We start from the raw sequence: 25844 nt of genomic DNA, 5'->3' as shown, positions 1-25844 counted from the left end.
TCTAGTTCCGTGGCGGCGGGCAGCCGGCGATCTCGCCGTGCGAGAGCGTGCCCCACACACTGGTCCACCCGTTCGTGCCCGGGTGCAGGATGACCCGCATCCATTCCCTCATCGGGGTCGCCGAGCGAAGACGGTGCGGGGCACGCGTCGAGCCGGCGATCGAGAGAAGGGGCACCCCTCCACCCTAGCCCGACGTGTGCTGGGCGTTCTGTGCACGAGGACGGCTCCTCGCCGCTCCGGTCGCCTCCTCCGATCTTGACCCCCGTAGGGAGGTCAAATTACGGCCATTGTGCGCCATGGCTATGTGGGGCTCGCGCTCCTTGGGTTAGGTGAGAGGCGTAGGACCCGCCGTCGGCCGTGGTCTGTCGTCTCCCGGATGTGAGGGTGCGCTCGCGCCCCAGGGCTTCCCGCCGGGCGTCGGGGGACGCGGAGGGGAGAGACATGAGAATCGGAGCAGGCATGACAGGAACACATCGTCGGATACGAACTTCGCGGAGACGACCGCGACCGCAGGATCGGTGGCGCGGAGCCGCCGCCTTCGGACTCTCCGCTCTCGTGGCCGTCGGCGCAGCGCTGGTTCCGGCCGCGCCTGCGCTGGCGGCAGCGGGGGATCCTCTCGACCCGAGCGTGCCGACCGTGTTCATCGGGCAGCAGTCCCCGACGCAGCTCTACACCGCGGTGCAGGGCGCGGGAGCGGTGACGTTTGAGCCCACAGGGCCGGTCGCGGATCGCACCTACAACGCCATCGGATTCAACAGCCTCGACAACTACCTGTACGGGCTGCGGGTGGAGAGCGGGAACAAGACCTCGTTGCAGCGCGTCGGACAGGACGGCCAGGTCACCGGTCTCGGCGGTGTGACGGGACTCCCGACGCCTGCGGAGAATGACGCCTACAACCAAGGCTCCTTCGGGGCGGGGGCGAGCGCGGGGACTCTGTACGTGCGCAACCAGCTCGACGCGAACTCGATGTGGGCGATCAACGTCGGCAGTCTTCCCGCCGCGGGAGCGGCGTCGGCCACGCGGATCCCCCTGTCCGGTGCGGGGGTGCCGAACGTGTCTGACATCACTTGGAAGGACGGGTTCCTCTGGGGGATGTACAACAACGACCGGATGTACCGCATCAACCCCGTCAACGGACAGGTGAGCTCCTGGGCGACGGGGCTCGGCATCACGGGAGACTTCGGAGCCCAATGGCAGTACGGCAACGGCAACATCGGTCTGTCGCGCAACGTCGACGGCCGGGTCTTCCAGATCGCCATCGACCTTCCGGGCAGCGCGACGCCCGGCTTCCGGCTCGTGTCCTCGACGTCTGGTCCGGCGTCGAGCAACAACGACGGCGCATCGATCGCCGGCCTGCCGGTCGATCTCGGCCTCACCAAGACGGGACCGGATGAGTACACGCCCGGCGGGACCATCACCTACACGTTGACCGTCACGAACAACGGGCCCGGAGCGTCATCGGGATCCGTGGTCACCGACCAGGTTCCCGCATCGGTCACCTCGGTGTCCTCACCCACTCCGGGTTGCGATGTCGACGGCAACGCGCTGAGCTGCTCGCTGGGAGAACTCGCGCCGTCGGAGAGCACCACCCTCACCGTCACGGGAACCGTCGCGGCGGGAACGACCGGTGAGCTCACCAACACGGCGAGCGTCACCGGCAATGAGCAGGATCCCACCCCCGGGAACAACACCGACAGCTGGACCGTCTCGCCCGTCATCGTGCCGGCGCCGGCGCTCGCGCTGGTGAAGTCCAACGATGCCGGCGAGGAAGCGATCAGCGTGGGGCAGATCATCACCTACACGTTCCTCGTGACGAACACCGGCAACGTCGCCGTCGCCGACATCCGCATCGACGAGACGGCCTTCACCGGGGCCGGCGCGCTGGGCGCCGTTTCCTGCCCTGTCACGTCGCTGACGCCGGGGGCGAGCACCGCCTGCACGGCGGACTACACGGTCGAACAGGGCGACGTCGATGCCGGGAGCATCGAGAACACGGCGGCCGCCGCCGGGACCACGCCGGGCGGCGCGGTCACATCCGATCCGTCCTCCACGGTCGCGCCGAGCGCGAGCAACCCGGCCGTCTCACTGGTGAAGTCCGCGGACACCGCGGGGCCGGTCGCTCTCGGGGCATCGGTCAATTACTCGTTCCTCGTGACCAACACCGGCAACGTCACTCTGCAGGGCATCGCGGTCGATGACCCGCGTCTCGCCGGTGTCGGGGTGAGTGTGTCGTGCCCGGTCGCCTCGCTCGTTCCCGGTGCTTCGACGAACTGCGTCGCCGACGATCCCTATGTCGTGACGGAGTCCGATGTGCTCGCCGGTGAAGTGGTGAACACGGCCACGGCCGGGGCCGCCGGGCCGGGAGGAGAGCCGGTGTCGTCCGCTCCTTCGACCTCGACGCTCCCCACGGTGGCTGCTGCACCGGCGCTGGCGATGGTGAAGTCTGCAGAGCTCGCAGACGGGGACGGCGACGGATCGATGGATGTGGGGGAGACGATCCTCTTCTCCTTCAGCGTCACGAACACCGGGAACGTCACCCTCGCCGGTGTCCTGATCGGTGACCCCTTCCTGCAAGACCTCGGCATCGGCGTCACCTGCGAGGCTGAGGTGCTCGCGCCCGGAGCCACCGCACTGTGCGTCGCTGACGAGTCGTATGTCGTGACGCAGACGGACATCGACGCGGGTGAGGTGGTGAACGTCGCGACGGCCACGGGTACTCCGCCCGCCGGCGAGCCCGTCGAATCCGCGCCGTCGACGACGGTGACCACGGGGGCGGCGACCCCCGGGATCAGCGGTGTGAAGAGCGCCGACCTGAGGGACACCAACGGCAACGGCCGCGCCGATGCGGGTGAGGAGATCGTCTTCACGATCACCGTGACGAACACGGGTGACATCACGCTGTCCGAGATCTCCGTGGACGATCGCATGGTCGACGTCGTCTGCCCCACCGGCGCGCTCGCGCCGGGAAGCACGGTCGATTGCGTGTCGTCCGCGTACCGGGTGACGGCTGCGGATGTGACCGCGGGCGAGGTGCGCAATGTTGCGACGGTCGCCGGGGAGACTCCTGGTGCGCAGTCGGTGTCCGCCTCGACCAACGTCACGCGGACACCTGCGGGTCCGGTCCCGTCTTCGCCGAGCACTGACCCGTTGGCGAACACCGGTGCGGAGGTGCCGGCATTCTGGACCGCCGCCGTGGTGCTCCTGGGGATCGGCGTCGTGCTGTTCCTCGTCGGTCGGCGCCGACGTTCGAACATCGAGCACTGAGATCGGCTGATCCTGTCCTCGTGGCAGGATCCGACGAAGTGATGAACGAAGAGCCCCCACCCGCAGCAGGTGGGGGCTCTTCGTGCGAGTAGCACGGGAGGGGGCTCTACCCGAATCCTATTTAGCTAACTAAGCTAGCGATCATGGAACGGTACGTGCGCCTGCGGTGGCTCGGGCTCGTCTTCATCAGCATCGCGGTCTCGCTGATCATCGTCGACTCGACGATCGTCAACGTGGCGATCCCTGCGATCGTGGAGGACCTCGGCATCACCTCGACCGAGGTGCAGTGGGTGCAGGAGTCGTACACCCTCGTCTTCGCCTCCCTGCTGCTCGTGTTCGGCAGTCTCGCCGATCGCTTCGGCCGGCGGCGGGTGATGCTCATCGGCGTCGTCGTGTTCGCCCTGTCGTCGGTGTTCGCGGCGCTGTCGCCGGACGGGGGGATGCTGATCCTCGCGCGTCTGGCCCAGGGCGTCGGTGGAGCCATGATCCTGCCCACGACGCTCTCGATCATCAATGCGACCTTCCGAGGACGCGAGCGAGGGATCGCCTTCGCCGTGTGGGGGTCGACGATCGGTGGCATGGCTGCTGTCGGCCCTCTCCTGGGCGGGTGGCTCACGACCGCGTATTCGTGGCGGTGGGCGTTCGGGATCAACATCCCCCTCGGCATCATCATCGTGATCGGCGTGCTGCTGACGGTGGCGGAATCTCGCAGCGATCGCATCAGCAGAGTCGATGTCGTCGGCGCCGCACTCTCCATCGTGGCGATGGGGAGCCTCGTGTTCGGCCTCATCGAGGGGCGGACATACGGGTGGTGGCTCATCGATACGCGTCCGCAGATCGGCGACTGGGTGTGGCCCTGGGAGCTGTCGCCGATACCCCTGCTCTTCGCGGTCGCCGTCATCGCCGTCATCGGGTTCATCGTCTGGGGCCGCCACCGGGAGCGTGCGGGAAAGTCGACGCTGCTGGCCCTGCGGCTGTTCTCGATCTCCTCCTTCCGCAACGGCAACATCGCGGCGGCCGTGGTGTCGTTGGGCGAGTTCGGCATCATCCTCGCGCTCCCGCTCTGGCTGCAGTTCGTCCTCGGATTCGAAGCGGTGCAGACCGGGTTGCTCCTGCTGGCGCTGGCGGGTGGCTCGTTCCTCGCCAGCGGTGTCGCCGGCGCCTCGAGCGGGAAGATCGCTCCGGTGTGGGTGGTGCGTGTGGGCCTCATCGCAGAGATCGTCGGAGTCGCGGGGGTCGGGTTCATGATCGGGCCCGACGCCTCGTGGGGACCGCTCATCCCGTTCCTGTTCGTCTACGGGCTCGGCGTGGGCCTTGCCACCGCGCAGCTGACCGGAGTCGTGCTCGCCGAGGTCCCGGTCGCGGACAGTGGGGCCGCGTCCGGCACGCAGTCCACGTCGAGGCAGATCGGCGCCGCCCTCGGCGTCGCGGTGCTCGGCACGGTGCTGTTCACCAGCACGGCCGGAATCCTCGCCACGTCGCTCGACGAGCGGGGCGTGCCTGCCGCGCAGCGTGACCAGATCGTCTCGGCCGTCGTGGACAGCGCGGGAGCGGCGATCAGCGGGCTCGAGGGGAACGCTGCGACGGCCGACGCGGCTGAGGATGCGAAGGCGGCCTTCTCCGAGGGCACGCGCTATGCGGCGTGGACGGCCGCGGGGTTCCTCGCGCTCGGGCTGCTGGCGACCGTGTCCCTCGGATCGGCCACGGTGCGCGCCCGCCCCGAAGAGGCCGAGGTCTGAGGGGCGAGGCGGAGTTTCCTCTCCGTTCGACTTCGGGCGCTACATTCCATGCAGGTGCATTCCGACGTGTGCGCCGGTGAGGAAGCCATGGTCATCTCCCGCCCCGATCTCAGCGTGCTCGCTCGTGTGCGGGCCTCGTCGTCCCTGCTCGGGCCCAGTGAGTCGCGAGTCGCGGCGCTGATACTGGGGCGGCCGGCGGAGGTCGTCATGTGGTCGACGGCCGAACTCGCCCAGGCCGCGGGAACGTCGACGGCAACCGTGATCCGCGCATGCCAGAGCCTGGGCTTCCGCGGGTTCCAGCACCTCCGTCTGGAACTCGCTCGCTCGACGCCCCTGCGCCCCCGGGAAGACGATGTCACCTCCGACACCTTCGATGACGCCGTGGAAGCGGTGCGCCTCGCCCAAGACAGCGTGAATCCCGCGCTCGTTCAGGAGGCCGCGACGGCGCTGCGTCATGCCCGCCGCGTGGTGCTGGTCAGCAACGGGTTCTCCGGGCCGCCGCTGCAGGACTTCGCGATGCGTCTCAGCATCCTGGGGCGTCCTGTGGAGGCGCCCGTCGACCCGCTCGCGCAGCAGTTCGCGGTCAACAGTCTGACCGCTGACGATCTGTGCTTCGGGCTGAGCTACTCCGGTGCGAACGTCCAGACGCTCCGTGCCTGCGCTGCCGCTGCGGACCGCGGAGCACGCGTCGCCGTCGTCACCAGCTTCGCTCGTTCGCCCATCGGGCGCACAGCCGACATCGTCGTCGCGACGGGGCCTGCAGCCCTGACGCACGACGTCGACCCTTTCCTCGCACGAATCGGACACACCGTCGTGCTGCACGCGCTGCACTCTGCCCTCGCCAGCGATGTGGCCCCGTCGGACGCTGCGGGTATGCGTCACGTCGTCGCTGAAGCGATCGCCGAGGAGTAGCGCACCCGACCGTTCACCTCCCGGCCAGCCGGGCGTCATCGCCGGGTCAGCAGACGGTGACGTACCCCGACTGTAATGACGTTTCGTGCGGTTCGAAATACATGTAACGGCGGGACGGTCTCATGCTGGCGATTGATGTGGACGGGCTCTTCAACGTCCGGGCCAGTGACACCACGAGGCCCTGGCTGGTCCGCTCCGGTGCGCCCGAAGCGCTGAGCGAAGCGGGGGAGAAGCTCCTGATCGCGCTCGGGGTGAGTGTGATCGTCGACCTGCGCGAGCCCGCGGAGAGCGAAGCCGTCGTCCACGGCATCCCTTCGGCGTCCGTCCCGGTCTACGGCACCGAGCCCCCGGCCACGGGCACCCTCGAGGAGATCTACGAGGGGTTGCTGCGAAGCCGAGGGCACGCGCTGACCGCGGCGGTCGCAGCCATCGCGGATGCCGAGGGCGCAGCCCTGGTTCACTGCACCGCCGGCAAGGACCGCACCGGCCTCGTCGTCGCGCTGGCGCGCTTCGCCGCGGGGGCGAGCGAGGACGACGTGGTCGCGGACTACGTGCTCTCCGCACCGCAGGTGCGTCCGGTGCGAGGGGCGCATGCCGAGCGCATCGCCGCCTCCGTCGAAGCCCGGGAACGCGCCGATGTTCTGCGCCTGCACCTGGAAAGCCCCCCGGAGGCCATCGTGCACGCGCTGGCGGTCATCCGCGAGTTCGGCGGCGCGGAGAAGTACCTCCGCGCACACGGTCTCCGCTCCGATCAGCTCGCGGCGCTGCGCCGCAAGGAAGGGGTGTCGGCATGAGTCGCGCGACCGGTCGGTTGACGGTGCTGCACCTCAGCGATGTCCATGCCATGAGCAGCGGCCTTCTGTACGACACCGTGGACGGGTTCGCCCGCCTGCGCGCCGTCGGCGCGTACCTGCGCGACGCCGGGATCACACCGGAGGCGGTCGTGGTCACCGGCGACCTGGTGCAGCGGGGGAACGCGGATGCCTATCCGGCACTGCGCGAGGCGTTCGACGAGCTCGCGGAGATCGCCGGTGTCCCGGTGCTGACCGCGCTCGGCAATCACGACGAGCCGGATGCCGCACGGGTGCTGCGCGGCCACGAGCACACCCACTACAGGGTGCACATCGTCGACGAGCTCCGCTTCATCATCCTGGATTCGTCTCGCGGCGAGCTCGGAGTCGACCAGCGGGCGTGGCTCCGCGACGTGCTGCGCACTCCGCACGGCCTCGGCACGGTCGTCGCCGTTCACCATGCGCCGCTGGGCTCTCCGCTGCCGACACTGGCGAAGGCGGGGCTGCGGGACGCGGACGACTTCCTCGACGCCATGGCCGGCTCGGACGTGCGGGCGGTTCTGGCCGGGCACTTCCATCACCCGCTGTCCGCGACCCTGCGCGGCATCCCCGTCTTCGTCGGTCCCTCGCTGGCCTATCACCAGGTGATGGACGCCGGCCCGAACCGCGTCAGCGGCCACGACCTGGCGATGTTCTCCCTCGTGCATCTGCTGCCGGGCGGCGTCGCCGTCACCAACGTCGGGCTCGACTCGCCCGCACCGATCTTCTCCTCCGTCATCTCCACCTGAACCCTGATTGGACACCATGTCATTCCTTCGCAAGACCGCTCCCGTGGCACTGTTCGGCGTCGCCGCACTCGCCCTCGCCAGCTGCTCCTCGACGCCGGCTCCCGCCGCGACGCCCGAGGAGTCCGCCGCAGCCCTGGAGCCGGCGACCATCACGCTGTACACCTCCGAGCCGCAGGAGAAGGCCGACGAACTCGTCGCCGCCTTCAATGAGGTCCACCCGGAGATCACCGTCGAGGTGTTCCGCGCCGGCACCGGCGACCTGACCACTCGCGTCGCGACCGAGCAGGCATCCGGTGGCATCCAGGCCGACGTGTTCCTCGCCGCCGACGCCGGCACCTTCGAGGGGTACGCCGCCGACGACCTGCTGCTGAAGTACACGCCGGCGGACGTGGACGCCCTGAATCCTGACGTCGTCGACCCCGAGGGCTTCTACACAGGCACCAGGATCATCCCGACCGTCATCGCCTACAACACCGGCATCATCACCGAGGCACCCGAGTCGTGGAAGGACCTCACCGACGCCGAGTACGCCGACAAGATCGTGATGCCGAACCCCGACGTGTCCGGAGCAGCAGCGTACAACGCCGCCGTGTGGCTGGACGACGATCAGCTGGGTGAGAAGTGGATGACGGCCCTGGCCGAGAACCGTCCGGTCATCGCCGACAGCAACGGCCCCGTGTCTCAGGCCGTCGCCACGGGCGCGCAGCCGATCGGCATCGTGGTGGACTACCTGGTGCGCGAGCTCGCCGCACAGGGGTCGCCCATCGCCGTGTCGTACCCGAGCGAAGGCGTGCCGTACGTGTCCCAGCCGGTCGGCATCTTCGCCGACACCGACGAAGAAGCAGCATCCAAGGCGTTCGTCGACTTCCTGGTGAGCGCCGCAGGCCAGGAGCTCGCCGTCGAGCAGTCGTACCTGCCGGTGCGCTCCGACGTCGGCACGCCGGAGGGCGCTCCGTCGATGGACGACATCGAGATCCTCTCCCCGGACCTCGAGACCATCCGCAGCACGCAGGACGCTGCGGTCGAGACCTTCCGCTCGCTGTTCCTCTAAATGATCGAGATGTCCACTCTCGCCGCGGGTCCGGCATCGCGCCGGGCCCGCGGCGGCGGGCGCCGCAGGCTCGACGGCGTCAGCATCCTCACCCTCGTCCTGTGGCTGGCGTGCGGCGCGTTCATCCTGCTCCCCGTCGGCGCGATCCTCGTGCTGGCGAGCCGCGGGCAGCAGGCGGAGGTGCTCCTCCAGGGCGACGTCCTCGAAGCCGGAGCCAACAGCCTGCTCTCCGCGGGAGTGTCTGCGGTGCTGGCCGTCGTGGTCGGCACGGTCTTCGCCGTGCTCCTGGATCGCACCGACCTGCCGGGGCGGTCGGCGCTTCGCCTGCTCGCTCTGAGCCCACTGCTCATGCCCCCGTTCGTCGGCGCCATCGCGTGGCTCGGAGTCGCCGGCCCCACGAGTGCGCTGAACCTGTGGTGGCGGGACATCTTCGGTGGACCGCTCTGGTCGATCTACGGGGCGGACGGCGTCATCGCGCTGCTCACGATCCACAGCTATCCCATCGCCATGCTCATCGTCTCCGCGGCGTTGCGCCGTATCCCCACCGACCTGGAGCAGGCCGCGCGGATCGGGGGCGCAGGTCCTGTGCGAGCGCTCACCTCGGTGACGATCCCTCTGCTGCGGCCGGCGCTGCTGTCATCGTTCGTATTGATCGCCGTCGGGAACCTCGCCGACTTCGGCATCCCGTCGATCATCGGGCTCCCTGAACGCTTCACCACCCTCGCCACCCTCGTCTACCGCTACCTGCAGTCGGGCACGGTCGAGGACCCGCTGGCCGTGGTCGCGACCATCGGCGTCGTCCTGCTGATCCTGGCGGTCCTCGCCCTCGTCGCCGACGCCATGGTCGGTCGACGCGGGTGGGAGCTGGATTCGTCGAGCGCCGTCGTCGAGCGCGTCTCCCTGGGCCGCGCCCGTGGGGGACTGGGGGTGGCGATGTGGCTCGTGGTGCTCCTCATCACGGTCCTCCCGCTCTTCGCCCTGCTCACGCAGACGCTGCTGCGTGCTCCCGGCGTGCCGCTCACCTGGGAGAACCTCACCCTCGACCACCTCGTCCGCGCGCTCACCACGCGCAACGCGCTGGAGGGGGCGGCGAACTCCGTGATGCTCGCCATCATGGCGGCCGTGATCTGCGGCGTCGTCGGCCTGGCCATCGGGCTGCTCGTGGCGCGAGTGCCGAGCCGAGCCAACCGGGCGCTGGGGGCCGTCGCCGTGGTGCCGCAGGCCGTCCCCGGCATCGTCATCGCGGTCGCATGGCTGGTGCTCGCACCCGCGTTGGGGTTGTTCAACACGCCGTGGCTGATCCTCGCCGCCTACGTCACGTCGTTCACAGCGCTCGTCGTGCAGGCCGTCGCCGCTCCGCTCTCCTCGACACCGACCAGTGCGGAAGAGGCGGCGCGGATCGGCGGCGCGACACGGGTGCGCGCCCTGATCGACATCTCCTGTCGGATGGCGGCACCGGCCGCTCTCTCCGGCGCGGTGATCGTCGCGGTCACCGCCGTGCGCGAGCTCACGCTGTCGGTGCTCCTGCTGTCGCCGGGAGCGCAGACCCTCGGCGTCGCGATCTTCAGCTTTCAACAGGCGGGTGCGTTCAGCACCGCCGCTGCATGGTCGCTCATCGTGGCCGTGCTCGGACTCGCTGTCATCGGGCTCGCGATCCCGAAGACGAAGTAACAGAAAAGGTGCCCATGGCCTCCGTCACACTTGAACACGTCTCTCTGCGATACCGCTCCGGTGCCGTCGGCCTCGCCGACGTCGACCTGCAGGTCGCGGACGGGGAGTTCCTCGCTCTCGTCGGTCCCTCGGGATCCGGGAAGACGACGCTGCTGCGCAGTATCGCCGGGTTCTTGACTCCCACAGCGGGCCGTATCCTTCTCGACGACCGCGTCATCGCCGGTCCCGGTGTCGCCGTGCCGCCGGAGCAGCGCCGGCTGGGGATGGTGTTCCAACAGCATGCGGTCTGGCCGCACTGGGACGTGGGGCGCAACGTCGAATATCCGTTGCGACGCGCCAAGGTGCCCCTCGCCGAGCGCCGCACCCGTGTCGGCGAAGCGCTCGACCTCGTGGGACTCGCCGGATACGAGCGCCGGGACCCGGCGACACTCTCCGGCGGGCAGCGGCAGCGTGTCGCCCTGGCCCGGGCGCTGGTCGCCCGCCCCCGGGTGCTCCTGCTGGACGAAGCGCTCTCCGCCCTCGACGAGCCGCTGCGTGACCGGCTTCGCCTCGAGCTGCACACCCTCACCCGGGAGATGGGGCTGACCGTCGTGCACGTGACACACGACCGCTCCGAGGCTCTCGCGCTCGCCGACAGGGTCGCGGTGCTCGATGGGGGCCGTATCCAGCAGGTCGACACCCCGTCGAACCTGCTCGCCCGCCCAGACAGTCCGTTCGTCGCGAAGTTCCTCTCCGACGCGACGCTGGTCGACGGGCGCGTCACCGAGGGCTTGTTCTCCGCCGGCGACCACCCGCTGACCGTGCCCTGCCCCGGAATGGCGAATGCCGCACGGGCCACCGCTGCCGTGCTTCCGGCCGCCGTCACCCTCACTCCCGGCGGTGATGCCATCGTCCGCTCCTCGCTTTTCACACCGGACGGCAGCGACGTCGTCGTGGACTGGCGCGGCACGCATCTGCGGGTGCGCACCCACGGCAGCCGGCACCGGGTCGGCGACGCCGTCTCCGTCCACATCGCGGATGCGGTGGTGTACCCGCAGGCTGCGCACGACGCGCCCGAGCGCGAGGCGGTGATGTCGGCATGACCCTCGCACTGGTCAGGCACGGCCGCACCGCATGGAACCGCGAGCGCAGAATGCAGGGGCAGTCCGACATCGCTCTCGATCCGGTCGGCGAAGCCCAAGCCGAAGCGGCCGGTCGTCTGCTGGCGACGGCGGTCTGGACACGGATCGTCTCGTCTCCGCTGCGACGTGCCTCGCAGTCGGCCGAGATCATCCGCAGGCACATGCCCCATGCGGAGTACCGCGTGCATGACGGCCTCGTCGAACGTCACTACGGCGAGGCCGACGGTCTGCAGGTCACCGAAGCGTGGGAGCGATGGCCCGACCAGAACTATCCCGGCGCAGAATCCGTCGCTGCCACCGCCGACCGCGCCGCCAGCGCGCTGAGAGAGCTTCTCCGCGACGACGTGGACACCGTCGTCGTGGCTCACGGGACCCTGTTGCGGCTCGGCATCGAAGCCGTGACGGGGCACCCGTGCTCACGGCTTTCGAACGGAGACGTCGTGTTGCTCGAGGGGAGTGAAGCCGTCGGGTACACCGCACGGTGGTTGACGGAGTAGCCCCCCGCAACACGGAGCACGAACGAGAGAAGCCGCCTGGAATCAGGCGGCTTCTCTCGTGATGAAGAACTTCATGTACGGGCTCACGGACGTGACCCGTACAACCCTTTGTGCCCCCGACAGGAGTCGAACCTGCGACCTACGGTACCGGAAACCGGCGCTCTATCCACTGAGCTACGGAGGCGTACCGATCGACAATATCACTCGTCGGGGGTGGACTCCGACCCACCGGCCTCGGTGACCGGGGCGGTGCGCAGTTCATCGAGGGCGGCGGCGAGTCTCTCCGCCAGGTAGCGGTGCCCGTTCGTGGAGGGATGCTTGCGCCCCACCTCCACGTCGATCACGTCGAGATAGTTCTGTGCGGTGATCCACTCCTGGGCGATCGGGGAGATGTACCACCAGCCACGTGCGGCGGCGAGCGCGGAGAGATCGGTGTCGATGCGTGCGGTGGCCGCTCCGACGGGGAGCTCGTGCGGAGCGGGGCCGAGCACCACGATCGTCGCCTGCGGGTACGTGGCGGCCAACGTGTCCCACGCGGCGTTCACGGCGTCACGGTAGCCGGCGACGCCCTGTGCGCGGTCGTTGATCGATCCCTGGATGATGACCAGGTCGGGCGTGGTGGACGGGTCGAGTGCGGCGATGCGCTCCCCGAAGGTGGGGCCGTCGAGTCCGGGCTTGAGATATCCGCTCCCGCGGACGCCGTCCACGATCGTCTCGCCGCCGAGAAGGTCGGCGAGGAGGTAGGCGTAGCCGAGGGTCGGGACGGTCGCGGCAGAGCCGTAGGTCCACGAGTCCCCGAACACGAGCACCGTGGGCTTCTCCGGCAGCACGAGCGGTGCCGGTGCGATGACCGTGGACGTCTCGGATGCGCCATCGGCGGCGGCGCTGATCGGGGTCGTCGACGGTGCGGGGATCCACGGACGCCACACCCCGAGAACCACGGCTGCGACGGCGAGCAGAAGCCCGGCGACGATGCCCGCCGCTCCCACACGGCGTCGGGCGGTGGGCGGCTTCATGGCATGAGAGTAGATCACGGGAGGCCGAACGCAAATTCGTCGTCGTCCGCGCCGTCGGCCGAGGTCTTCCGGCCCCGTAAACTGGGGAGGCTATGAACCCCGAAACCCTCGCCGCAGCCCTCCTCGCCGTCCTCGCACCGATCGCCGAGGAACGACGTCCCGGCGAGCCGCTGGAGCTCTCCGCATCCGACATCGTGCTGGAGCGCCCCCGCAACCGCGACCACGGCGACTGGTCCTCGAACATCGCCATGCGCCTGGCCAAGCCGCTCGGCACGAACCCGCGCGAGCTCGCACAGCAGATCGTCGACGGCCTCGCCGCCGTCGACGGCATCGCGAGCGCCGAGGTCGCAGGCCCGGGGTTCATCAACGTCCGCCTCGATGCTGCTGCCGCCGGTGCACTGGCGAAGGTCATCGTCGATGCCGGTTCCGCTTACGGCACGAACTCGTCGCAGGCGGGCGTCAGCGTGAACGTCGAGTTCGTCTCGGCGAACCCGACCGGACCCCTGCACATCGCCCACACGCGCTGGGCAGCTCTCGGCGACTCGATCGTGCGCCTGCTCCTCGCCAGCGGCGCGAACGCCGTCCGCGAGTACTACATCAACGACGCGGGCGCGCAGATGGAGCGCTTCGCCGTCTCGGTCCTGGCCGCGGCCAAGGGCGAGCCGACCCCCGAGGGCGGCTATCCGGGGGAGTACATCACGACCCTCGCCGGTCGCGTTCTCGAAGCGGGTCCCGACCTGCTGTCACTCCCCGACGCCGAGCAGTCGAGCGTCGCACTCGAACTCGCCTACGGGTTCCAGCTCGCCGAGATCAAGAGCTCGCTCGATCGCTTCAACGTGCCGTTCGACGTCTGGTTCTCCGAGCGCACGCTGCACGCGAAGGATGCTTCCGGAACGAGCCTGATCGATCAGGCCGTCGATCGCCTCCGCGAGCAGGGCCACGTGTTCGATGACGAGGGCGCCGTCTGGGTGCGCACCACCGACTTCGGCGACGACAAAGACCGCGTCATCCGCCGCTCGAACGGCGAGTACACGTACTTCGCCGCCGACGCCGCCTACTACCTGAACAAGGGCGACCGCGGCTTCCAGAACAAGATCTACCTGCTCGGCGCCGATCACCACGGCTACGTGCACCGCCTCAAGGCCGTCGCCGGTGCGGCGGGGGAGGACCCGGAGAAGAACGTCGAGGTGCTGATCGGCCAGATGGTCTCGATCAACGGGGCCCGTCTCAGCAAGCGCGCGGGCAACATCATCGAGATGGACGACCTGCTCGACTGGCTCGGCACCGATGCGCTGCGGTACTCGCTGGAGCGCTCACCTGCCGACTCGCCGCTCGATCTCGACCCCGAGCTGCTGCAGAAGCGCACGAACGACAACCCGGTGTTCTACGTGCAGTACGCCCACGCGCGCACGCACAACGTCGCCCGCAACGCCGGTCAATCGGGCATCGATCGCTCCGAGTTCGCGCCGGAGACGCTGACGCACGAGAGCGAGAGCGCCTTGCTCGGCGCGTTGCAGGAGTTCCCGCGCATCGTGGCGTTCGCCGCCGAGGTGCGCGAACCGCACCGCGTCGCCCGCTATCTCGAGGAGCTCGCCGGCCTGTACCACCGCTGGTACGACAACTGCCGCGTGATCCCACTGAGCGACGACCCGATCGAGAGCGTGCACCGCACCCGCCTGTGGCTCAACGACGCCACCGGCCAGGTGCTGCGCAACGGGCTCGACCTCCTCGGAGTCTCCGCGCCGGAGCGCATGTAGCGCACGCAGGCCTCCTGCTCGGTACGGCAGGATGGCAGTCATGAGCGACGACAACCAGACCCTGCCGTATCCGGATGCCGCGGCGGAGCATCCGACGCTCGTGATCCCGGGTTCCGCGCCTGACGCTGCGGACGCCGCACCGCGGACACGGCCGCGGTGGCCCTGGGTGCTGCTCATCGTGGTCGTGGTCCTCGCCGCTCTCGTGGTCGCCGCGGAGTTCATCGCACGAGCCGTGCTGCCAGGAGTCGTGCGGTCGATCGTCGTGGAACAGCTCGATCTGCCCTCCGGCCAGCAACTCGATGTGCAGACGGAGGGTCTGCTGCTGCCGCAGTTGATCGGCGGCACACTCGACACTCTGCGTCTGTCCACGGATTCCGTGACGCTGGAGGGCATCACCGGAGCTGCCGATGTGACCGCGACGGGCGTCCCGCTGCGCGGGGGAGATCTCGGTGGTGCCTCCGGGACGATCCGCATCGATCAGGAGCAGTTCACCGCACTGCTCGCCGGCACCGATCTGCCCGTGGAATCGGTGGAGTTCGCGGCCCCGAACGCCACGGTGAGCGGGTCGATCAGCGTGCTCGGAGCCGCGGTGCCGCTCTCGCTGACCCTCACGCCCGGAACGGTCGACGGTGACCTCGAGCTCACACCCGTCGGGGCGAGCATCGGCGGACTCGACATCGATCTCGACCGGGTCGCCTCCACTCTCGGCTCCCTCGGCGAAGGCCTGACCGAGCCCCAGAGGGTGTGCATCGCCGATCAGCTGCCGGCCGGGCTCACCCTCACCGGGCTCGAGATCGTCGATGGCGCGGCCGTGATCGACGTCGACGTGAACGGAGCGATCGTCACCGACACGACGCTCCAGGACAAGGGCGTCTGCCCCAGCTGACCCTCAGTGCCCCGGAGGCTCAGCGGCGTCGGGACGGTCGCCGAACGTCGCGGCGATGTGGCGTGCGAGCCATGCGGGCCGCTGCAGCGGGATACCGTGTCCGCACCCCTCGACGACTTCCAGGTCGCTGTGGGGGAGCGACGCATGCAGCAGTGCGGCCGACCGCTTCATGAGCGACCTCTCCTTCGCGCCGACGAGGATGGACGCGGCGCCGGGGTAGGACCGCCAGGTGGCCGGAGGTGCGAAGCGGAGGTTCTCCTCGACGGAGCGCAGCAGTGTCTCTCGGGAGATCGTGCTCGATGCCTGCAGGTAGTCGTCCAGCAGCTCATCCGGGACGAACAGCTGCCGTGCCTGCGCCCTCGCGAACCACTCCCGCTTCGCCAGTCCCGCCGTCGCGGACAGGAGCGCGAGGGTGGGGCGGGTTGCCCGCATCGGCACGGCCTGCGCGCTGATGACGACGGCATTCCTCACGCGGTCGGGGTGCAGTGCGGCGAGCTGGACGGTCAGCTGCGCCCCGAGCGAGAACCCGACGACGGTCGCCGCTCGGCCCTCCTGCTCCAGCACGCGGGCGAGTGCCGTGGTCGTCGCCGTGTGAGAGACATAGGTCTCGTCTGCGCTGCGTCCGTGACCGGGCAGGTCGGGGACGATGACGCGTACGCCCTCGCCGAGATGGGTGCGCAACGGCTCCCACATCCATCCGGCGACGCCTCCGCCGTGCAGGAGCAGCAGCGGATGCCCGTCGCGGGCGCCGAAGGTCTCGACGTGCATGGTCAGTTCCTCTCGAAGGTCTCGGCCATGCGGCCGATCGTGTCGATGGCCCGTTCGAGGTGGGCGGGCTCGAACGGGCCGAGCAGTCGCGCCGCGGAGAGCAGCCCGATCGAAGCGCTCGACAGTGCCAGGGCGAGCGCCTCGACGTCTACGTCCGCCACGATCTCCCCCCGGTCCTGCAGCGCGCGGAGCCACTCGATCACGCGTCGCTGCCGATCGCGATACCGGCCGTCGGTGACCTCCGCCACGTGTTCCCCGAGGATGCCGCGATCGTCGAGGAAAGCCGCCGTCATCAGCGCGTCGTCGCTCAGGGCGCGGGCGCTCGCGCGATACGCCGCACTCAGTCGCGGTCGGTCACCCAGCTCACGGCTCACACGGTCGTTCATGCGCGTCGTGCCGCGCTGCAGGAGCGCATCCAGGATCTCGCGCTTGCCGGCGAACTCCAGATAGACCGCGCCTTTGCCGATCCCTGCACGGTCGGCGATCGACGCCACGCTCATGGCGTCGAACCCGTGGGCGAGCACGAGTTCCTCCGCGGCATCGAGGATGCGGTCGCGACGGTCAGGGACGCGGGGGCGGGGCATCGGTGGTCCTCTCCAGGTGGTCGAGCATCGCGGGGATGACGACGTCCGGACGATCGCGCTGCACCCAGTGGCCGGCACCGGGAACGGTCACCAGCGACACCGCGGGCAGCAGCTCGGCGGCGGTGCGGATGCGCGCGAGCGGAATTCCCGAGTCGCGATCACCGTGCACGAGGAGCGTGGGCGTCGTGATCGATGGCAGGTGCGGGGTGTAGAGCGTGCGCAGACGATTCCAGAGCACCTGATCGCGCTGCCACTGTGCGAAGGTCTCCAGACCGGTGCCGACGGCGGCCTCGGTGAGCACGGCCTCGACGAGCTCGGGAGCCCGTGCCTGCGGAGTGCGCACCAGGTCGCCGAGGCCGCGTTCCATCGCGGAGAGGTTGCGCGCGTAGGAGCGGGTCATCGCGGCGAGCAGCCCGGTGCGCAACAGCACGAAGGTGCCGAAATGGGTGATCCGGCCGATGGGGCCATCGGCCAGCCGCGGCACCAGCCCATAGCATCCGAGCAGCACGGCGGATCGCGCGCGCCCCGGCTGATCCAGGAGATGCCCGAGCGTCATCCCGCCGCCGAGGGAGAGGCCCGCGATCGCGTAGTCGTCCAGACCGAGCCCGTCGACGAGTTCCCCCACATGCCGCACGAGTCGCTCCTGCGTGAGCGGCCACTCCGCGCGGGCGCTGCGCCCGAAACCGGGATGGTCGGGCGCGAAGACGCGGTGTCCGGCTGCGGCGAGGGCTGCTCCGACCGCGCCCCAGGAGAGCTCGGCACTGTCGGCGCCGCCTCCGTGCAGGAGCAGCACCGGCACTGCGGACTCGCACTCGGGTCGCCATTCCAGGGTCGAGACCGTGGAATGTGGGAGGGTGATGCTCGTGCGTCGGGGATCCATGATGCCCTCTCGTTGTGACCAGTTTAGATGATCTGGTCACAACTAGGTGCGCGGATCAGGAACCCGCGTCGGCGGCCGCCGCCTTCTGCGCCGCGCGGAGCTCGGCCGTGGCGATCTGCACCTCGACCTCTGCGCGCTGCAGCCGTCGCTCGGGGAACGTGGTCGCCGCGAACCTCGCGTGCACGCGGTCGGTGCTCTCCTCGTCGGCGGTCACGATGTAGGCGCAGGCGAACAGCATCACCTGAGCGGAGAAGTTCAGCCAGATCAGCAGCGCGAGCAGCGAGGCGAACGAGGCCAGGAGCGGGTTGCTGGTGGCGCCGCCCACGAAGAGGCCCGACAGCTCCTGCAAGGCCAGCAGACCGAGCGCACCCAGCAGCGCGCCGGACCAGAGCGACCGTGCTGACGGGCGGACACCGGAGAGCAGGAGGAACACGCCGATGATGATCACCGCGTCGAGCGCGAACACGACGAGGAGCGACACCAGGCGCACCGTCCACGCGGCCACCGGAGAGTCCTCGGGGAGTCCGAGCAGGCCGGTGATCCACACGATGCCGAGCTGGCCGGCGAAGGTGAGGAAAGCCGAGGCGACGAAGGCGAGACCGATTCCGATCGCGAGCGCGAGGTTGCGCAAGATCACCCAGATCCAGAGGATGTCGTCCTGCAGGGTCCCCGCCAGCACGCGCACGGCTGCGCGCAGGGAGCCGATGGCTCCGAGCGCCGCGCCCACGAGCGCGACGAGCGAGATGATGCCGGCGATCGACAGCGAGGCCGGTGCGCGCAGGTCCTCGGTCTTGATCACACCGTCCTCGCCGATCAGCCCCGGCACCGCCGACTGCACCGCGTCGATGATCGCCTGCCACGCGACCGGGTTCCCGGCGAGCCAGAGTGCAGCGATCGAGAAGCCCAGCAGCACGCCGGCGAACACGCTGAAGAGCGCGCGGTACGTGACGCTGTCGGCGAGCATGGGGCCGCGGCGTTCGATGTACAGCAGCGCAGCGCGCACCGGGCGACGTGCGAGCGCCCAGGCGATCAGCGGCCCGGTGATGCGCGCGATGAGACCCGGACGCGCCGGGGAGTCTGTTCGTGTTTCGCTGTTCGTCACGACCCCACCCTAAGAGGCGACGATGACAGGATGCAGGGGCTTGACGCCGCGCGTCGCCGTGACGAAGGTGGCGGGGCCGGTGCCCTAGAATCGGGTCAACCTCGATGTGCGCGCCCTGCCCGAGATCCTTCCCACGATTGGTGATCAGTGCTTCTCCCTGCCGATTCGCTCGCTCCGGAATGGCTTGCCGTCCCTGAAGACGCGAACGATCTCGCCGACGGCGTCTGGCCGGCCTCCGCGACGCGGGACGCCGATGGTGCGATCGATATCGCGGGCGTCAGCGCCACCACGCTCGCCCGCACCTACGGCACCCCGCTGCTCGTGCTCGACGAGGACGAGGTGCGCGGCCGTGCGCGGCGGTTCCGGCTCGCCTTCGACCAGGCGGCTGCCGAGAACGGCACCACGGCGCAGGTGTACTACGCGGGCAAGGCCTTCCTCTGCACCACGGTCGCGCGCTGGGTCGTCGACGAGGGACTGCGCGTCGACGTGTGCACCGGGGGAGAGCTCGCCGTCGCCCTCGCCGCCGGAGTCGCACCGGCCTCTCTCGGTTTCCACGGCAACAACAAGTCGGTGGCCGAGCTCGAGCGGGCGGTCGAGGTGGGCGTGGGCACGATCATCGTCGACAGCGCCATCGAGATCGAGCGGCTCGCGGCCATCGTCGCCCGCACCGGAGCGACGCAGCGTGTGCTGGTGCGCGTGATTAGCGGCGTCCACGCCGAGACCCACGACTTCCTCGCCACGGCGCACGAGGACCAGAAGTTCGGCTTCCCCTTCCCGGACGCCGAGCGGGCGGTGGCACGCATCCGCGAGATTCCCGGCCTGGTGTTCGCTGGCCTGCACTGCCACATCGGCTCGCAGATCTTCGGCGTCGCAGGTTTCCGCGAATCGGCGTCCCGCGTGCTCGACCTGCACGCGTCCCTGCTCGCGGACGGACCGGTGCCGCAGCTCAACCTCGGCGGCGGGTTCGGCATCGCCTACACGCGGGTCGACGACCCGACTCCGATCGAGGGACTGGCCGCCGCCATCGTCACCGCGGTGGCCGAGGATTGCGCGGCCAGGGGCATCCCCGTCCCGGCATTGTCGTTCGAACCGGGGCGCGCCATCGTCGGCACGGCCGGTGTGACGATCTACGAGGTCGGCACCACGAAGGACGTGACGATCGATTCCGGAGCCGTGCGCCGTTACATCAGCGTCGACGGCGGAATGAGCGACAACGCGCGTCCGGCCCTCTACGGCGCGCAGTACTCGGCTCGCCTCGCCTCGCGCGTCGGAGAGGGCGAGCCCCGCCTCAGCCGCGTGGTGGGCAAGCACTGCGAGTCCGGTGACATCGTCGTCGATCACGAGTACCTGCCCGAAGACCTCGTGCCGGGCGACCTTCTCGCTGTGCCGGCCACCGGTGCGTACTGCGTCTCGCTCGCGAGCAACTACAACCATGTCCCGCGTCCTCCTGTCGTCGCCGTGCGCGGCGGGCGCTCGACGGTCATCGTCCGTGGCGAGACCATCGATGACGTGCTGGCCCGCGACGCGGGCATCGACGGGGCGATCGCCCCCGAGGGAGACCAATGACCCACCTCCGAAGGAGTAACCATGACTGACTACCGACGACTTCGTGTGGCGCTGCTGGGTGCCGGAGCCGTCGGCTCTCAGGTCGCGGCGCTCCTGCTGCGCCACGGCGATGAGCTCGCCGACCGTGCCGGTGCTGAGCTGGAGCTCGCCGGCATCGCCGTGCGCGACGTGGACGCTCCGCGTGACGTCGACCTGCCCAAGGAGCTCTTCACCACCGACGCCGAGTCGCTGATCCTGGGCGCCGACATCGTGATCGAGCTCATCGGCGGCATCGAGCCGGCGCGCACGAGCATCCTTCAGGCGATCGGCTCCGGCGCCGATGTCGTCACCGCCAACAAGGCGCTGTTGGCAACGCACGGCCCCGAGCTGTTCGAGGCCGCCGACCGCGTCGGTGCCTCCGTGTACTACGAGGCCGCAGCCGCCGGCGCGATCCCGATCATCCGCCCGCTGCGCGACTCGCTCGCCGGCGACCGCGTGGTGCGCATCATGGGCATCGTGAACGGCACCACCAACTACATCCTCGACCGGATGGACACCGAGGGCGCCGACTTCGCCGACGTGCTCGCCGACGCGCAGCGTCTGGGTTACGCCGAGGCCGATCCGACGGCGGATGTCGAGGGCTACGACGCCGCGCAGAAGGCGGCGATCCTGGCGAGCCTCGCGTTCCACACCGCTGTCCCGCTGGAAGCCGTCTACCGCGAGGGCATCACCTCGATCACGGCATCCATGATCGAAGAGGCACGCGCCGCCGGTTTCGTGATCAAGCTGCTCGCCGTGTGCGAGCGGATCGAGGCGAACGGTGCCGAGTCGATCTCGGTCCGGGTGTACCCGGCCCTCGTGCCCGCGTCGCACCCGCTCGCCTCCGTGCACGGCGCCAACAACGCGGTGTTCGTCGAGGCCGAGGCCGCCGGATCCCTCATGTTCTACGGAGCAGGAGCCGGGGGAGTGCAGACCGCATCCGCCGTGCTCGGCGACGTCGTCTCCGCCGCCCGCCGTCACATCGCCGGCGGTGTGGGAGTGGGGGAGTCGACCCGCGCGAACCTCCCCGTCGTCCCCATCGGCCACGTCACCACCCGCTACCAGATCACTCTCGAGGTCGCCGACGCGCCCGGCGTGCTCGCCACGGTCGCCGGCATCCTCAGCGACGGCGGCGTCTCGGTCGCGACGGTCGTGCAGACGGTCGAGGGAGAGGACGAGCCGACTGCACGTCTCATCATCGGCACCCACCGCGCCACTGAGCAGGCGCTCAGCGCCACGGTCGAGACTCTCGCCGACAGCGAGGTCGTCGCCCGTGTGGTCTCCGTGCTCCGGGTGGAAGGCGAGTGACGATGGCGGCAGCCTCCGCGACCGCGTCGGACGGTGCGGTCGAAGGCCGCACCGTCGAGGTGCGGGTTCCTGCGACCAGCGCGAACCTCGGCCCCGGTTTCGACACGCTGGGCCTGGCTCTCAGCGTCTACGACACCCTTCAGGTGACCGCGCTGCCCGCTGGTCGGCTCGAGATCGAGGTGACGGGCTCCGGCGCGAGCGAGATCCCGCGCGACGAGTCGAACCTGATCGTGCGCACCATCGCCTACGTCTTCGCCGACGCCGGGCGTCCGGTCCCCGGGCTGCGCATCGTCGCCGAGAACGCCGTGCCGCACGGGCGAGGGCTCGGTTCCTCCGGCGCCGCCGTCGCCGCAGGAGTGCTCGCCGCGAAGGGTCTGCTCGAGGGCGATGTCGAGATCGGCGACACCGACCTCCTCCGCCTCGCGACCGAGCTCGAAGGCCATCCCGACAACGTCGCGCCGGCACTCTTCGGCGGTCTCACGATCGCCTGGATGTCCGAGCGCGGACCCCAGCACAAGAAGCTGCTCGTGCACCGTGGCGTCTCACCCCTCGTGCTCGTTCCCGCGTACACGATGTCGACATCACAGGCGCGGTCGCTGCAGCCGCCGCAGGTCTCCACCGCGGACGCCGTGTTCAACGTCTCGCGCTCCGCGTTGCTGATCGCCGCGCTCATGCAGAGCCCCGAGCTGCTCCTGGACGCCACCGCCGACCGGCTCCATCAGGACTACCGGGCAGGAGCCATGCCCGAGACGCAGCGTCTGGTGCAGGCGCTGCGCGCAGCGGGCTTCGCCGCCGTCGTCTCGGGAGCGGGCCCCAGCGTGCTCGTGCTCGCAGACGGGCCGGGCAGTCGCCAGGACGCGGTCGAGCTGGCCGATCGAGTCACCGACACCCCGTGGGAGGCGCTCCTGCTCGCAGTCGACGTCCGTGGTGGTACAGTGGGGACTCGAGCGGAGGGCTCCACGTAACTGCGTGAATCTGGCCCCATTGCAACTCTTGCAAGACCCGCACGCAAATCCCTGTGGCACAAGTGCCGAGGCTGGCTGGCGCCGAGCGTCAGCCCGTGCGATCGCGCGCAGCACCCGTTGTGTGCGTTCAACGCTCATTCCCCATGACATATAAGGGAGTACTCGTGGAGAACCTCTCCGAGACCCAGAACGACCAGTCGGCGCCCATCGCCGAAGCACCCGCGGCATCCGCGGAGTCGGCCACCGAGTCCGCACCGGCGCGCAAGCGCGCACCGCGTCGCGCCAGCACCGCCACGGCGGCAGCCAAGGCCGAGAAGGCCGAAGCGGCGAAGGCCGAGAAGGCCGCGAAGTCGGATGCTGCGCCCGAAGCCGCCGCCCCCGAGACGGCATCCGCAGGTGCGGAGCCCACCGAGGCCGCGCCCAAGGCGAAGGCGCCGCGTCGCAGCCGCGCCAAGAAGGCCGACGCCGAGGCTCCGGCCGCCGACACCGCTGCTGCGGAAGCGCCCGCCCCCGAGGCGGCACCCGCCGAGGCCCCTGCCGAGCCCGCCCCCAAGACGACCGGGCGTGGACGCCGCGGTGCGCAGAAGCCCGCCGCAGATGCCGAGGCACCCGCCGCGGAGCAGTCAGCGGAGTCCGCCTCCGAAGCGGCTCCCGCGGAGACCTCGCAGAACAACGACTCCGACTCCTCCGACGGTGGCGAGGAGCAGGGCGGTCGCGGTCGCAACCGCAGCCGCAGCCGCAATCGCGGACGCGGGCAGAACGGCGCCGCGCAGGAGCAGCAGCAGGCGCAGCCGGCGGCTGACGATGACCAGGCCGGCGGCAACAACCGCAACCGTCAGCGCAACAAGCGCCGTAGCGGCACCCCGACCGACGAATTCGACACCGAGATCGGCGAGGACGACGTCCTGATCCCGATCGCCGGCATCCTCGATGTGCTCGACAACTACGCTTTCGTCCGCACGACCGGCTACCTCGCCGGTCCCAGCGACGTGTACGTGTCCCTCGGACAGGTGAAGAAGTACAACCTGCGCAAGGGCGACGCCGTCGTCGGCTCGATCAAGCAGCCCCGCGAGGGCGAGCAGCAGGGTCGCCAGAAGTACAACGCGCTGGTCAAGGTCGACTCGATCAACGGCCTCTCGGTCGACGACGCCGCCACCCGCGTGGAGTTCGGCAAGCTCACGCCGCTCTACCCGCAGGAGCGTCTGCGTCTGGAGACGGCCCCTGAGAAGCTGACCCAGCGCATCATCGACCTGGTCGCCCCGATCGGCAAGGGCCAGCGCGGCCTCATCGTCGCGCCGCCCAAGGCGGGTAAGACCATCGTCCTGCAGCAGATCGCCAACGCGATCGCGCAGAACAACCCCGAGGTCCACCTCATGGTCGTGCTCGTCGACGAGCGCCCGGAAGAGGTCACCGACATGGAGCGCACGGTGAAGGGAGAGGTCATCGCCTCGACCTTCGATCGCCCCGCTGAGGACCACACCACGGTCGCCGAGCTCGCTATCGAGCGCGCCAAGCGCCTGGTCGAGCTGGGCCGCGACGTCGTCGTGCTGCTCGACTCGATCACCCGCCTCGGACGCGCGTACAACCTCGCCGCCCCGGCCTCGGGTCGTGTGCTCACCGGTGGCGTCGACGCCTCGGCGCTGTACCCGCCCAAGCGCTTCTTCGGTGCCGCGCGCAACATCGAGAACGGTGGATCGCTCACCATCCTCGCGACCGCGCTCGTCGAGACCGGTTCCAAGATGGACGAGGTCATCTTCGAGGAGTTCAAGGGCACCGGCAACAGCGAGCTGCGCCTGTCGCGCTCGCTCGCCGACAAGCGCATCTTCCCGGCCGTCGACGTCAACGCGTCGAGCACCCGCCGCGAAGAGATGCTGCTCTCGGCCGACGAGGTCAAGATCACGTGGAAGCTGCGTCGCGCCCTCGCCGGCCTCGACCAGCAGCAGGCCCTCGAGGTCGTGCTCGGCAAGCTCAAGGAGACCAACTCCAACGTCGAGTTCCTCGTGCAGATGCAGAAGTCGATCCCGACGCTCCCCTCGGGCGCGCACGGGCACGACAACAACATCCGCTGAGCGGCCGAGCCGTGTTCGAGTCCGTCCAGACTCTGATCGACGAGCATCGCCGGGTGCAGGAGGAGCTCTCCGACCCGGCGGTGCACGCCGACGCCGCCCGAGCGAAGCGCGTCAACCGCCGCTACGCCGAGCTGTCGCGCATCGTCGCCGCCTACGAAGCGTGGGTCGCTGCGACCGACGATCTGGAGACCGCTCGTGAGTTCGCTCGCGAGGACGAGTCGATCGCCGCGGAGATCCCGGCGATGGAGGAGGAGCTGCAGGCCTCGCAGGAGCGTCTGCGGCGTCTGCTGATCCCGCGTGACCCGGACGACGCCCGCGACGTGATCATGGAGATCAAGGCGGGGGAGGGCGGTGCGGAGTCCGCGCTGTTCGCGGCGGACCTCCTGCGCATGTACATCCAGTACGCGGCCTCCAAGGGGTGGAAGACGGAGCTGCTCGAACGCAACGAGTCCGACCTGGGCGGCTACAAGGATGTCCAGGTCGCGATCAAGGGCTCGTCCTCCGATCCCGCTCAGGGCGTCTGGGCGCACCTGAAGTACGAGGGCGGCGTGCATCGCGTGCAGCGTGTGCCGGCGACCGAGTCGCAGGGGCGCATCCACACGTCGACCACCGGCGTGCTCGTCTTTCCCGAGGTCGATGAGCCGGAGGAGATCCACATCGACCAGAACGATCTCAAGATCGACGTTTTCCGCTCCTCTGGTCCCGGTGGGCAGTCCGTGAACACCACGGACTCCGCGGTGCGCATCACGCACGTGCCGACGGGCATCGTCGTCTCGATGCAGAATGAGAAGTCTCAGCTGCAGAACCGCGAGGCCGGAATGCGCGTGCTGCGTGCCCGACTGCTCGCGCGTCAGCAGGAGGAGCTCGACGCCGCGGCATCCGACGCCCGCCGCTCGCAGATCCGGGGCATGGACCGCTCGGAGCGCATCCGCACGTACAACTTCCCTGAGAACCGGATCGCGGATCACCGCACCGGGTTCAAGGCGTACAACCTCGATCAGGTCATGGATGGAGCGCTCGATCCGCTGATCGAGAGCGCCATCACCGCCGACGAGGAAGCACGGCTCGCCGCGGTCGGCTCCGACTCCTGA

At 69.6% G+C, this 25844-nt stretch carries 22 protein-coding genes and 1 tRNA gene; 16 read left to right on the top strand and 7 right to left on the bottom strand.

The genetic code is table 11. The annotated features are described in order from the left end of the window. Position 1 precedes the first annotated feature (1 nt). On the bottom strand, positions 2-175 hold the full coding sequence (locus tag D514_RS39040) for a hypothetical protein (protein ID WP_017831028.1): 174 nt from the start codon (positions 173-175) through the stop codon (positions 2-4). A gap of 284 nt (positions 176-459) precedes the next feature. On the opposite strand from D514_RS39040, the gene D514_RS34820 reads away from it, so the two are divergent. The 9 genes from D514_RS34820 to D514_RS34780 all read left to right on the top strand — a co-directional run bounded on the left by D514_RS34820 (position 460) and on the right by D514_RS34780 (position 11834). Continuing rightward, positions 460-3264, top strand: coding sequence for a DUF11 domain-containing protein (locus D514_RS34820; RefSeq protein WP_186004855.1), 2805 nt, complete (start codon positions 460-462; stop codon positions 3262-3264). 143 nt (positions 3265-3407) lie between these two features. Further along, positions 3408-5003, top strand: coding sequence for a DHA2 family efflux MFS transporter permease subunit (locus D514_RS34815; protein WP_017831027.1), 1596 nt, complete (start codon positions 3408-3410; stop codon positions 5001-5003). 87 nt (positions 5004-5090) lie between these two features. Continuing rightward, positions 5091-5915: a MurR/RpiR family transcriptional regulator gene (locus D514_RS34810; protein WP_017831026.1), complete on the top strand. Its 825-nt coding sequence runs from the start codon at positions 5091-5093 to the stop codon at positions 5913-5915. Between the two features lie 122 nt (positions 5916-6037). Beyond that, entirely contained in the window at positions 6038-6709 is a 672-nt protein-coding gene (locus D514_RS34805) for a tyrosine-protein phosphatase (RefSeq protein ID WP_017831025.1), read from the top strand. Next, positions 6706-7494 (top strand): metallophosphoesterase, encoded by a 789-nt coding sequence (locus D514_RS34800; RefSeq protein WP_017831024.1) that lies wholly within the window; start codon positions 6706-6708, stop codon positions 7492-7494. The genes D514_RS34805 and D514_RS34800 overlap by 4 nt, the downstream gene beginning before the upstream one ends. Positions 7495-7510: 16 nt before the next feature. Further along, a complete protein-coding gene (locus D514_RS34795; RefSeq protein ID WP_017831023.1) occupies positions 7511-8545 on the top strand; it encodes an ABC transporter substrate-binding protein in 1035 nt (344 codons plus the stop codon). Positions 8546-8554: 9 nt separating this feature from the next. After that, entirely contained in the window at positions 8555-10216 is a 1662-nt protein-coding gene (locus D514_RS34790; protein WP_051056628.1) for an iron ABC transporter permease, read from the top strand. 14 nt (positions 10217-10230) lie between these two features. Continuing rightward, positions 10231-11298, top strand: coding sequence for an ABC transporter ATP-binding protein (locus D514_RS34785; RefSeq protein WP_017831021.1), 1068 nt, complete (start codon positions 10231-10233; stop codon positions 11296-11298). Continuing rightward, on the top strand, positions 11295-11834 hold the full coding sequence (locus D514_RS34780; protein WP_017831020.1) for a histidine phosphatase family protein: 540 nt from the start codon (positions 11295-11297) through the stop codon (positions 11832-11834). Before D514_RS34785 ends, D514_RS34780 begins: the two co-directional genes overlap by 4 nt. 111 nt (positions 11835-11945) lie before the next feature. On the opposite strand, the gene D514_RS34775 is transcribed toward D514_RS34780, so the two are convergent. After that, positions 11946-12018, bottom strand: a tRNA-Arg gene (locus D514_RS34775). A 16-nt stretch (positions 12019-12034) separates the two neighbouring features. Beyond that, positions 12035-12850, bottom strand: coding sequence for an SGNH/GDSL hydrolase family protein (locus D514_RS34770; RefSeq protein ID WP_051056627.1), 816 nt, complete (start codon positions 12848-12850; stop codon positions 12035-12037). Between the two features lie 92 nt (positions 12851-12942). Here D514_RS34770 and argS point away from each other — a divergent pair, with 92 nt between their 5' ends. Together argS and D514_RS34760 are read left to right on the top strand one after the other, a co-directional pair. Further along, entirely contained in the window at positions 12943-14607 is a 1665-nt protein-coding gene (argS, locus tag D514_RS34765; protein ID WP_017831018.1) for an arginine--tRNA ligase, read from the top strand. Positions 14608-14647: 40 nt separating this feature from the next. Further along, positions 14648-15493 carry a DUF2993 domain-containing protein gene (locus D514_RS34760; protein WP_017831017.1) on the top strand — a complete coding sequence of 282 codons (846 nt, stop codon included), beginning with the start codon at positions 14648-14650 and terminating at the stop codon, positions 15491-15493. Positions 15494-15496: 3 nt separating this feature from the next. On the opposite strand, the gene D514_RS34755 is transcribed toward D514_RS34760, so the two are convergent. From D514_RS34755 to D514_RS34740, 4 genes are read right to left on the bottom strand one after another with little or no spacing between them, the layout of a single operon-like run. Further along, positions 15497-16261 (bottom strand): alpha/beta fold hydrolase, encoded by a 765-nt coding sequence (locus tag D514_RS34755; protein WP_017831016.1) that lies wholly within the window; start codon positions 16259-16261, stop codon positions 15497-15499. A 2-nt stretch (positions 16262-16263) separates the two neighbouring features. Then, complete coding sequence (locus D514_RS34750; RefSeq protein WP_017831015.1) at positions 16264-16845, bottom strand: TetR/AcrR family transcriptional regulator; 582 nt, start codon at positions 16843-16845, stop codon at positions 16264-16266. Continuing rightward, entirely contained in the window at positions 16823-17725 is a 903-nt protein-coding gene (locus tag D514_RS34745; RefSeq protein ID WP_017831014.1) for an alpha/beta fold hydrolase, read from the bottom strand. Before D514_RS34745 ends, D514_RS34750 begins: the two co-directional genes overlap by 23 nt. Before the next feature lie 55 nt (positions 17726-17780). Beyond that, positions 17781-18827, bottom strand: coding sequence for a YihY/virulence factor BrkB family protein (locus tag D514_RS34740; protein WP_017831013.1), 1047 nt, complete (start codon positions 18825-18827; stop codon positions 17781-17783). Positions 18828-18974: 147 nt separating this feature from the next. Here D514_RS34740 and lysA point away from each other — a divergent pair, with 147 nt between their 5' ends. The 5 genes from lysA to prfA all read left to right on the top strand — a co-directional run bounded on the left by lysA (position 18975) and on the right by prfA (position 25844). Continuing rightward, a complete protein-coding gene (gene lysA / locus D514_RS34735; protein WP_017831012.1) occupies positions 18975-20393 on the top strand; it encodes a diaminopimelate decarboxylase in 1419 nt (472 codons plus the stop codon). A gap of 21 nt (positions 20394-20414) precedes the next feature. Beyond that, a complete protein-coding gene (locus tag D514_RS34730; RefSeq protein ID WP_017831011.1) occupies positions 20415-21719 on the top strand; it encodes a homoserine dehydrogenase in 1305 nt (434 codons plus the stop codon). 2 nt (positions 21720-21721) lie between these two features. Then, positions 21722-22684 (top strand): homoserine kinase, encoded by a 963-nt coding sequence (gene thrB / locus D514_RS34725; RefSeq protein ID WP_031206278.1) that lies wholly within the window; start codon positions 21722-21724, stop codon positions 22682-22684. Between the two features lie 143 nt (positions 22685-22827). After that, positions 22828-24753: a transcription termination factor Rho gene (gene rho / locus D514_RS34720; protein ID WP_186004854.1), complete on the top strand. Its 1926-nt coding sequence runs from the start codon at positions 22828-22830 to the stop codon at positions 24751-24753. A gap of 11 nt (positions 24754-24764) precedes the next feature. After that, positions 24765-25844, top strand: a complete 1080-nt coding sequence (gene prfA, locus D514_RS34715) for a peptide chain release factor 1 (protein ID WP_017831008.1) — start codon at positions 24765-24767, stop codon at positions 25842-25844.

It is taken from the genome of Microbacterium sp. UCD-TDU (genome assembly GCF_000340625.1).
GTDB lineage: Bacteria > Actinomycetota > Actinomycetes > Actinomycetales > Microbacteriaceae > Microbacterium > Microbacterium maritypicum.
This window is presented reverse-complemented; position numbering and strand designations above follow the sequence as displayed.

Coding starts and splice junctions, on each gene's coding strand:
- argS (WP_017831018.1), top strand. CDS start 12,943: ATGAACCCCGAAACCCTCGCCGCAGCCCTCCTCGCCGTCCTCGCACCG.
- D514_RS34780 (WP_017831020.1), top strand. CDS start 11,295: ATGACCCTCGCACTGGTCAGGCACGGCCGCACCGCATGGAACCGCGAG.
- D514_RS34810 (WP_017831026.1), top strand. CDS start 5,091: ATGGTCATCTCCCGCCCCGATCTCAGCGTGCTCGCTCGTGTGCGGGCC.
- D514_RS34760 (WP_017831017.1), top strand. CDS start 14,648: ATGAGCGACGACAACCAGACCCTGCCGTATCCGGATGCCGCGGCGGAG.
- thrB (WP_031206278.1), top strand. CDS start 21,722: ATGGCGGCAGCCTCCGCGACCGCGTCGGACGGTGCGGTCGAAGGCCGC.
- D514_RS34790 (WP_051056628.1), top strand. CDS start 8,555: ATGTCCACTCTCGCCGCGGGTCCGGCATCGCGCCGGGCCCGCGGCGGC.
- rho (WP_186004854.1), top strand. CDS start 22,828: ATGACATATAAGGGAGTACTCGTGGAGAACCTCTCCGAGACCCAGAAC.
- D514_RS34815 (WP_017831027.1), top strand. CDS start 3,408: ATGGAACGGTACGTGCGCCTGCGGTGGCTCGGGCTCGTCTTCATCAGC.
- D514_RS34785 (WP_017831021.1), top strand. CDS start 10,231: ATGGCCTCCGTCACACTTGAACACGTCTCTCTGCGATACCGCTCCGGT.
- D514_RS34805 (WP_017831025.1), top strand. CDS start 6,038: ATGCTGGCGATTGATGTGGACGGGCTCTTCAACGTCCGGGCCAGTGAC.
- D514_RS34820 (WP_186004855.1), top strand. CDS start 460: ATGACAGGAACACATCGTCGGATACGAACTTCGCGGAGACGACCGCGA.
- D514_RS34800 (WP_017831024.1), top strand. CDS start 6,706: ATGAGTCGCGCGACCGGTCGGTTGACGGTGCTGCACCTCAGCGATGTC.
- D514_RS34755 (WP_017831016.1), bottom strand. CDS start 16,261: ATGCACGTCGAGACCTTCGGCGCCCGCGACGGGCATCCGCTGCTGCTC.
- D514_RS34750 (WP_017831015.1), bottom strand. CDS start 16,845: ATGCCCCGCCCCCGCGTCCCTGACCGTCGCGACCGCATCCTCGATGCC.
- D514_RS34795 (WP_017831023.1), top strand. CDS start 7,511: ATGTCATTCCTTCGCAAGACCGCTCCCGTGGCACTGTTCGGCGTCGCC.
- D514_RS34745 (WP_017831014.1), bottom strand. CDS start 17,725: ATGGATCCCCGACGCACGAGCATCACCCTCCCACATTCCACGGTCTCG.
- D514_RS34770 (WP_051056627.1), bottom strand. CDS start 12,850: ATGAAGCCGCCCACCGCCCGACGCCGTGTGGGAGCGGCGGGCATCGTC.
- D514_RS34730 (WP_017831011.1), top strand. CDS start 20,415: ATGACTGACTACCGACGACTTCGTGTGGCGCTGCTGGGTGCCGGAGCC.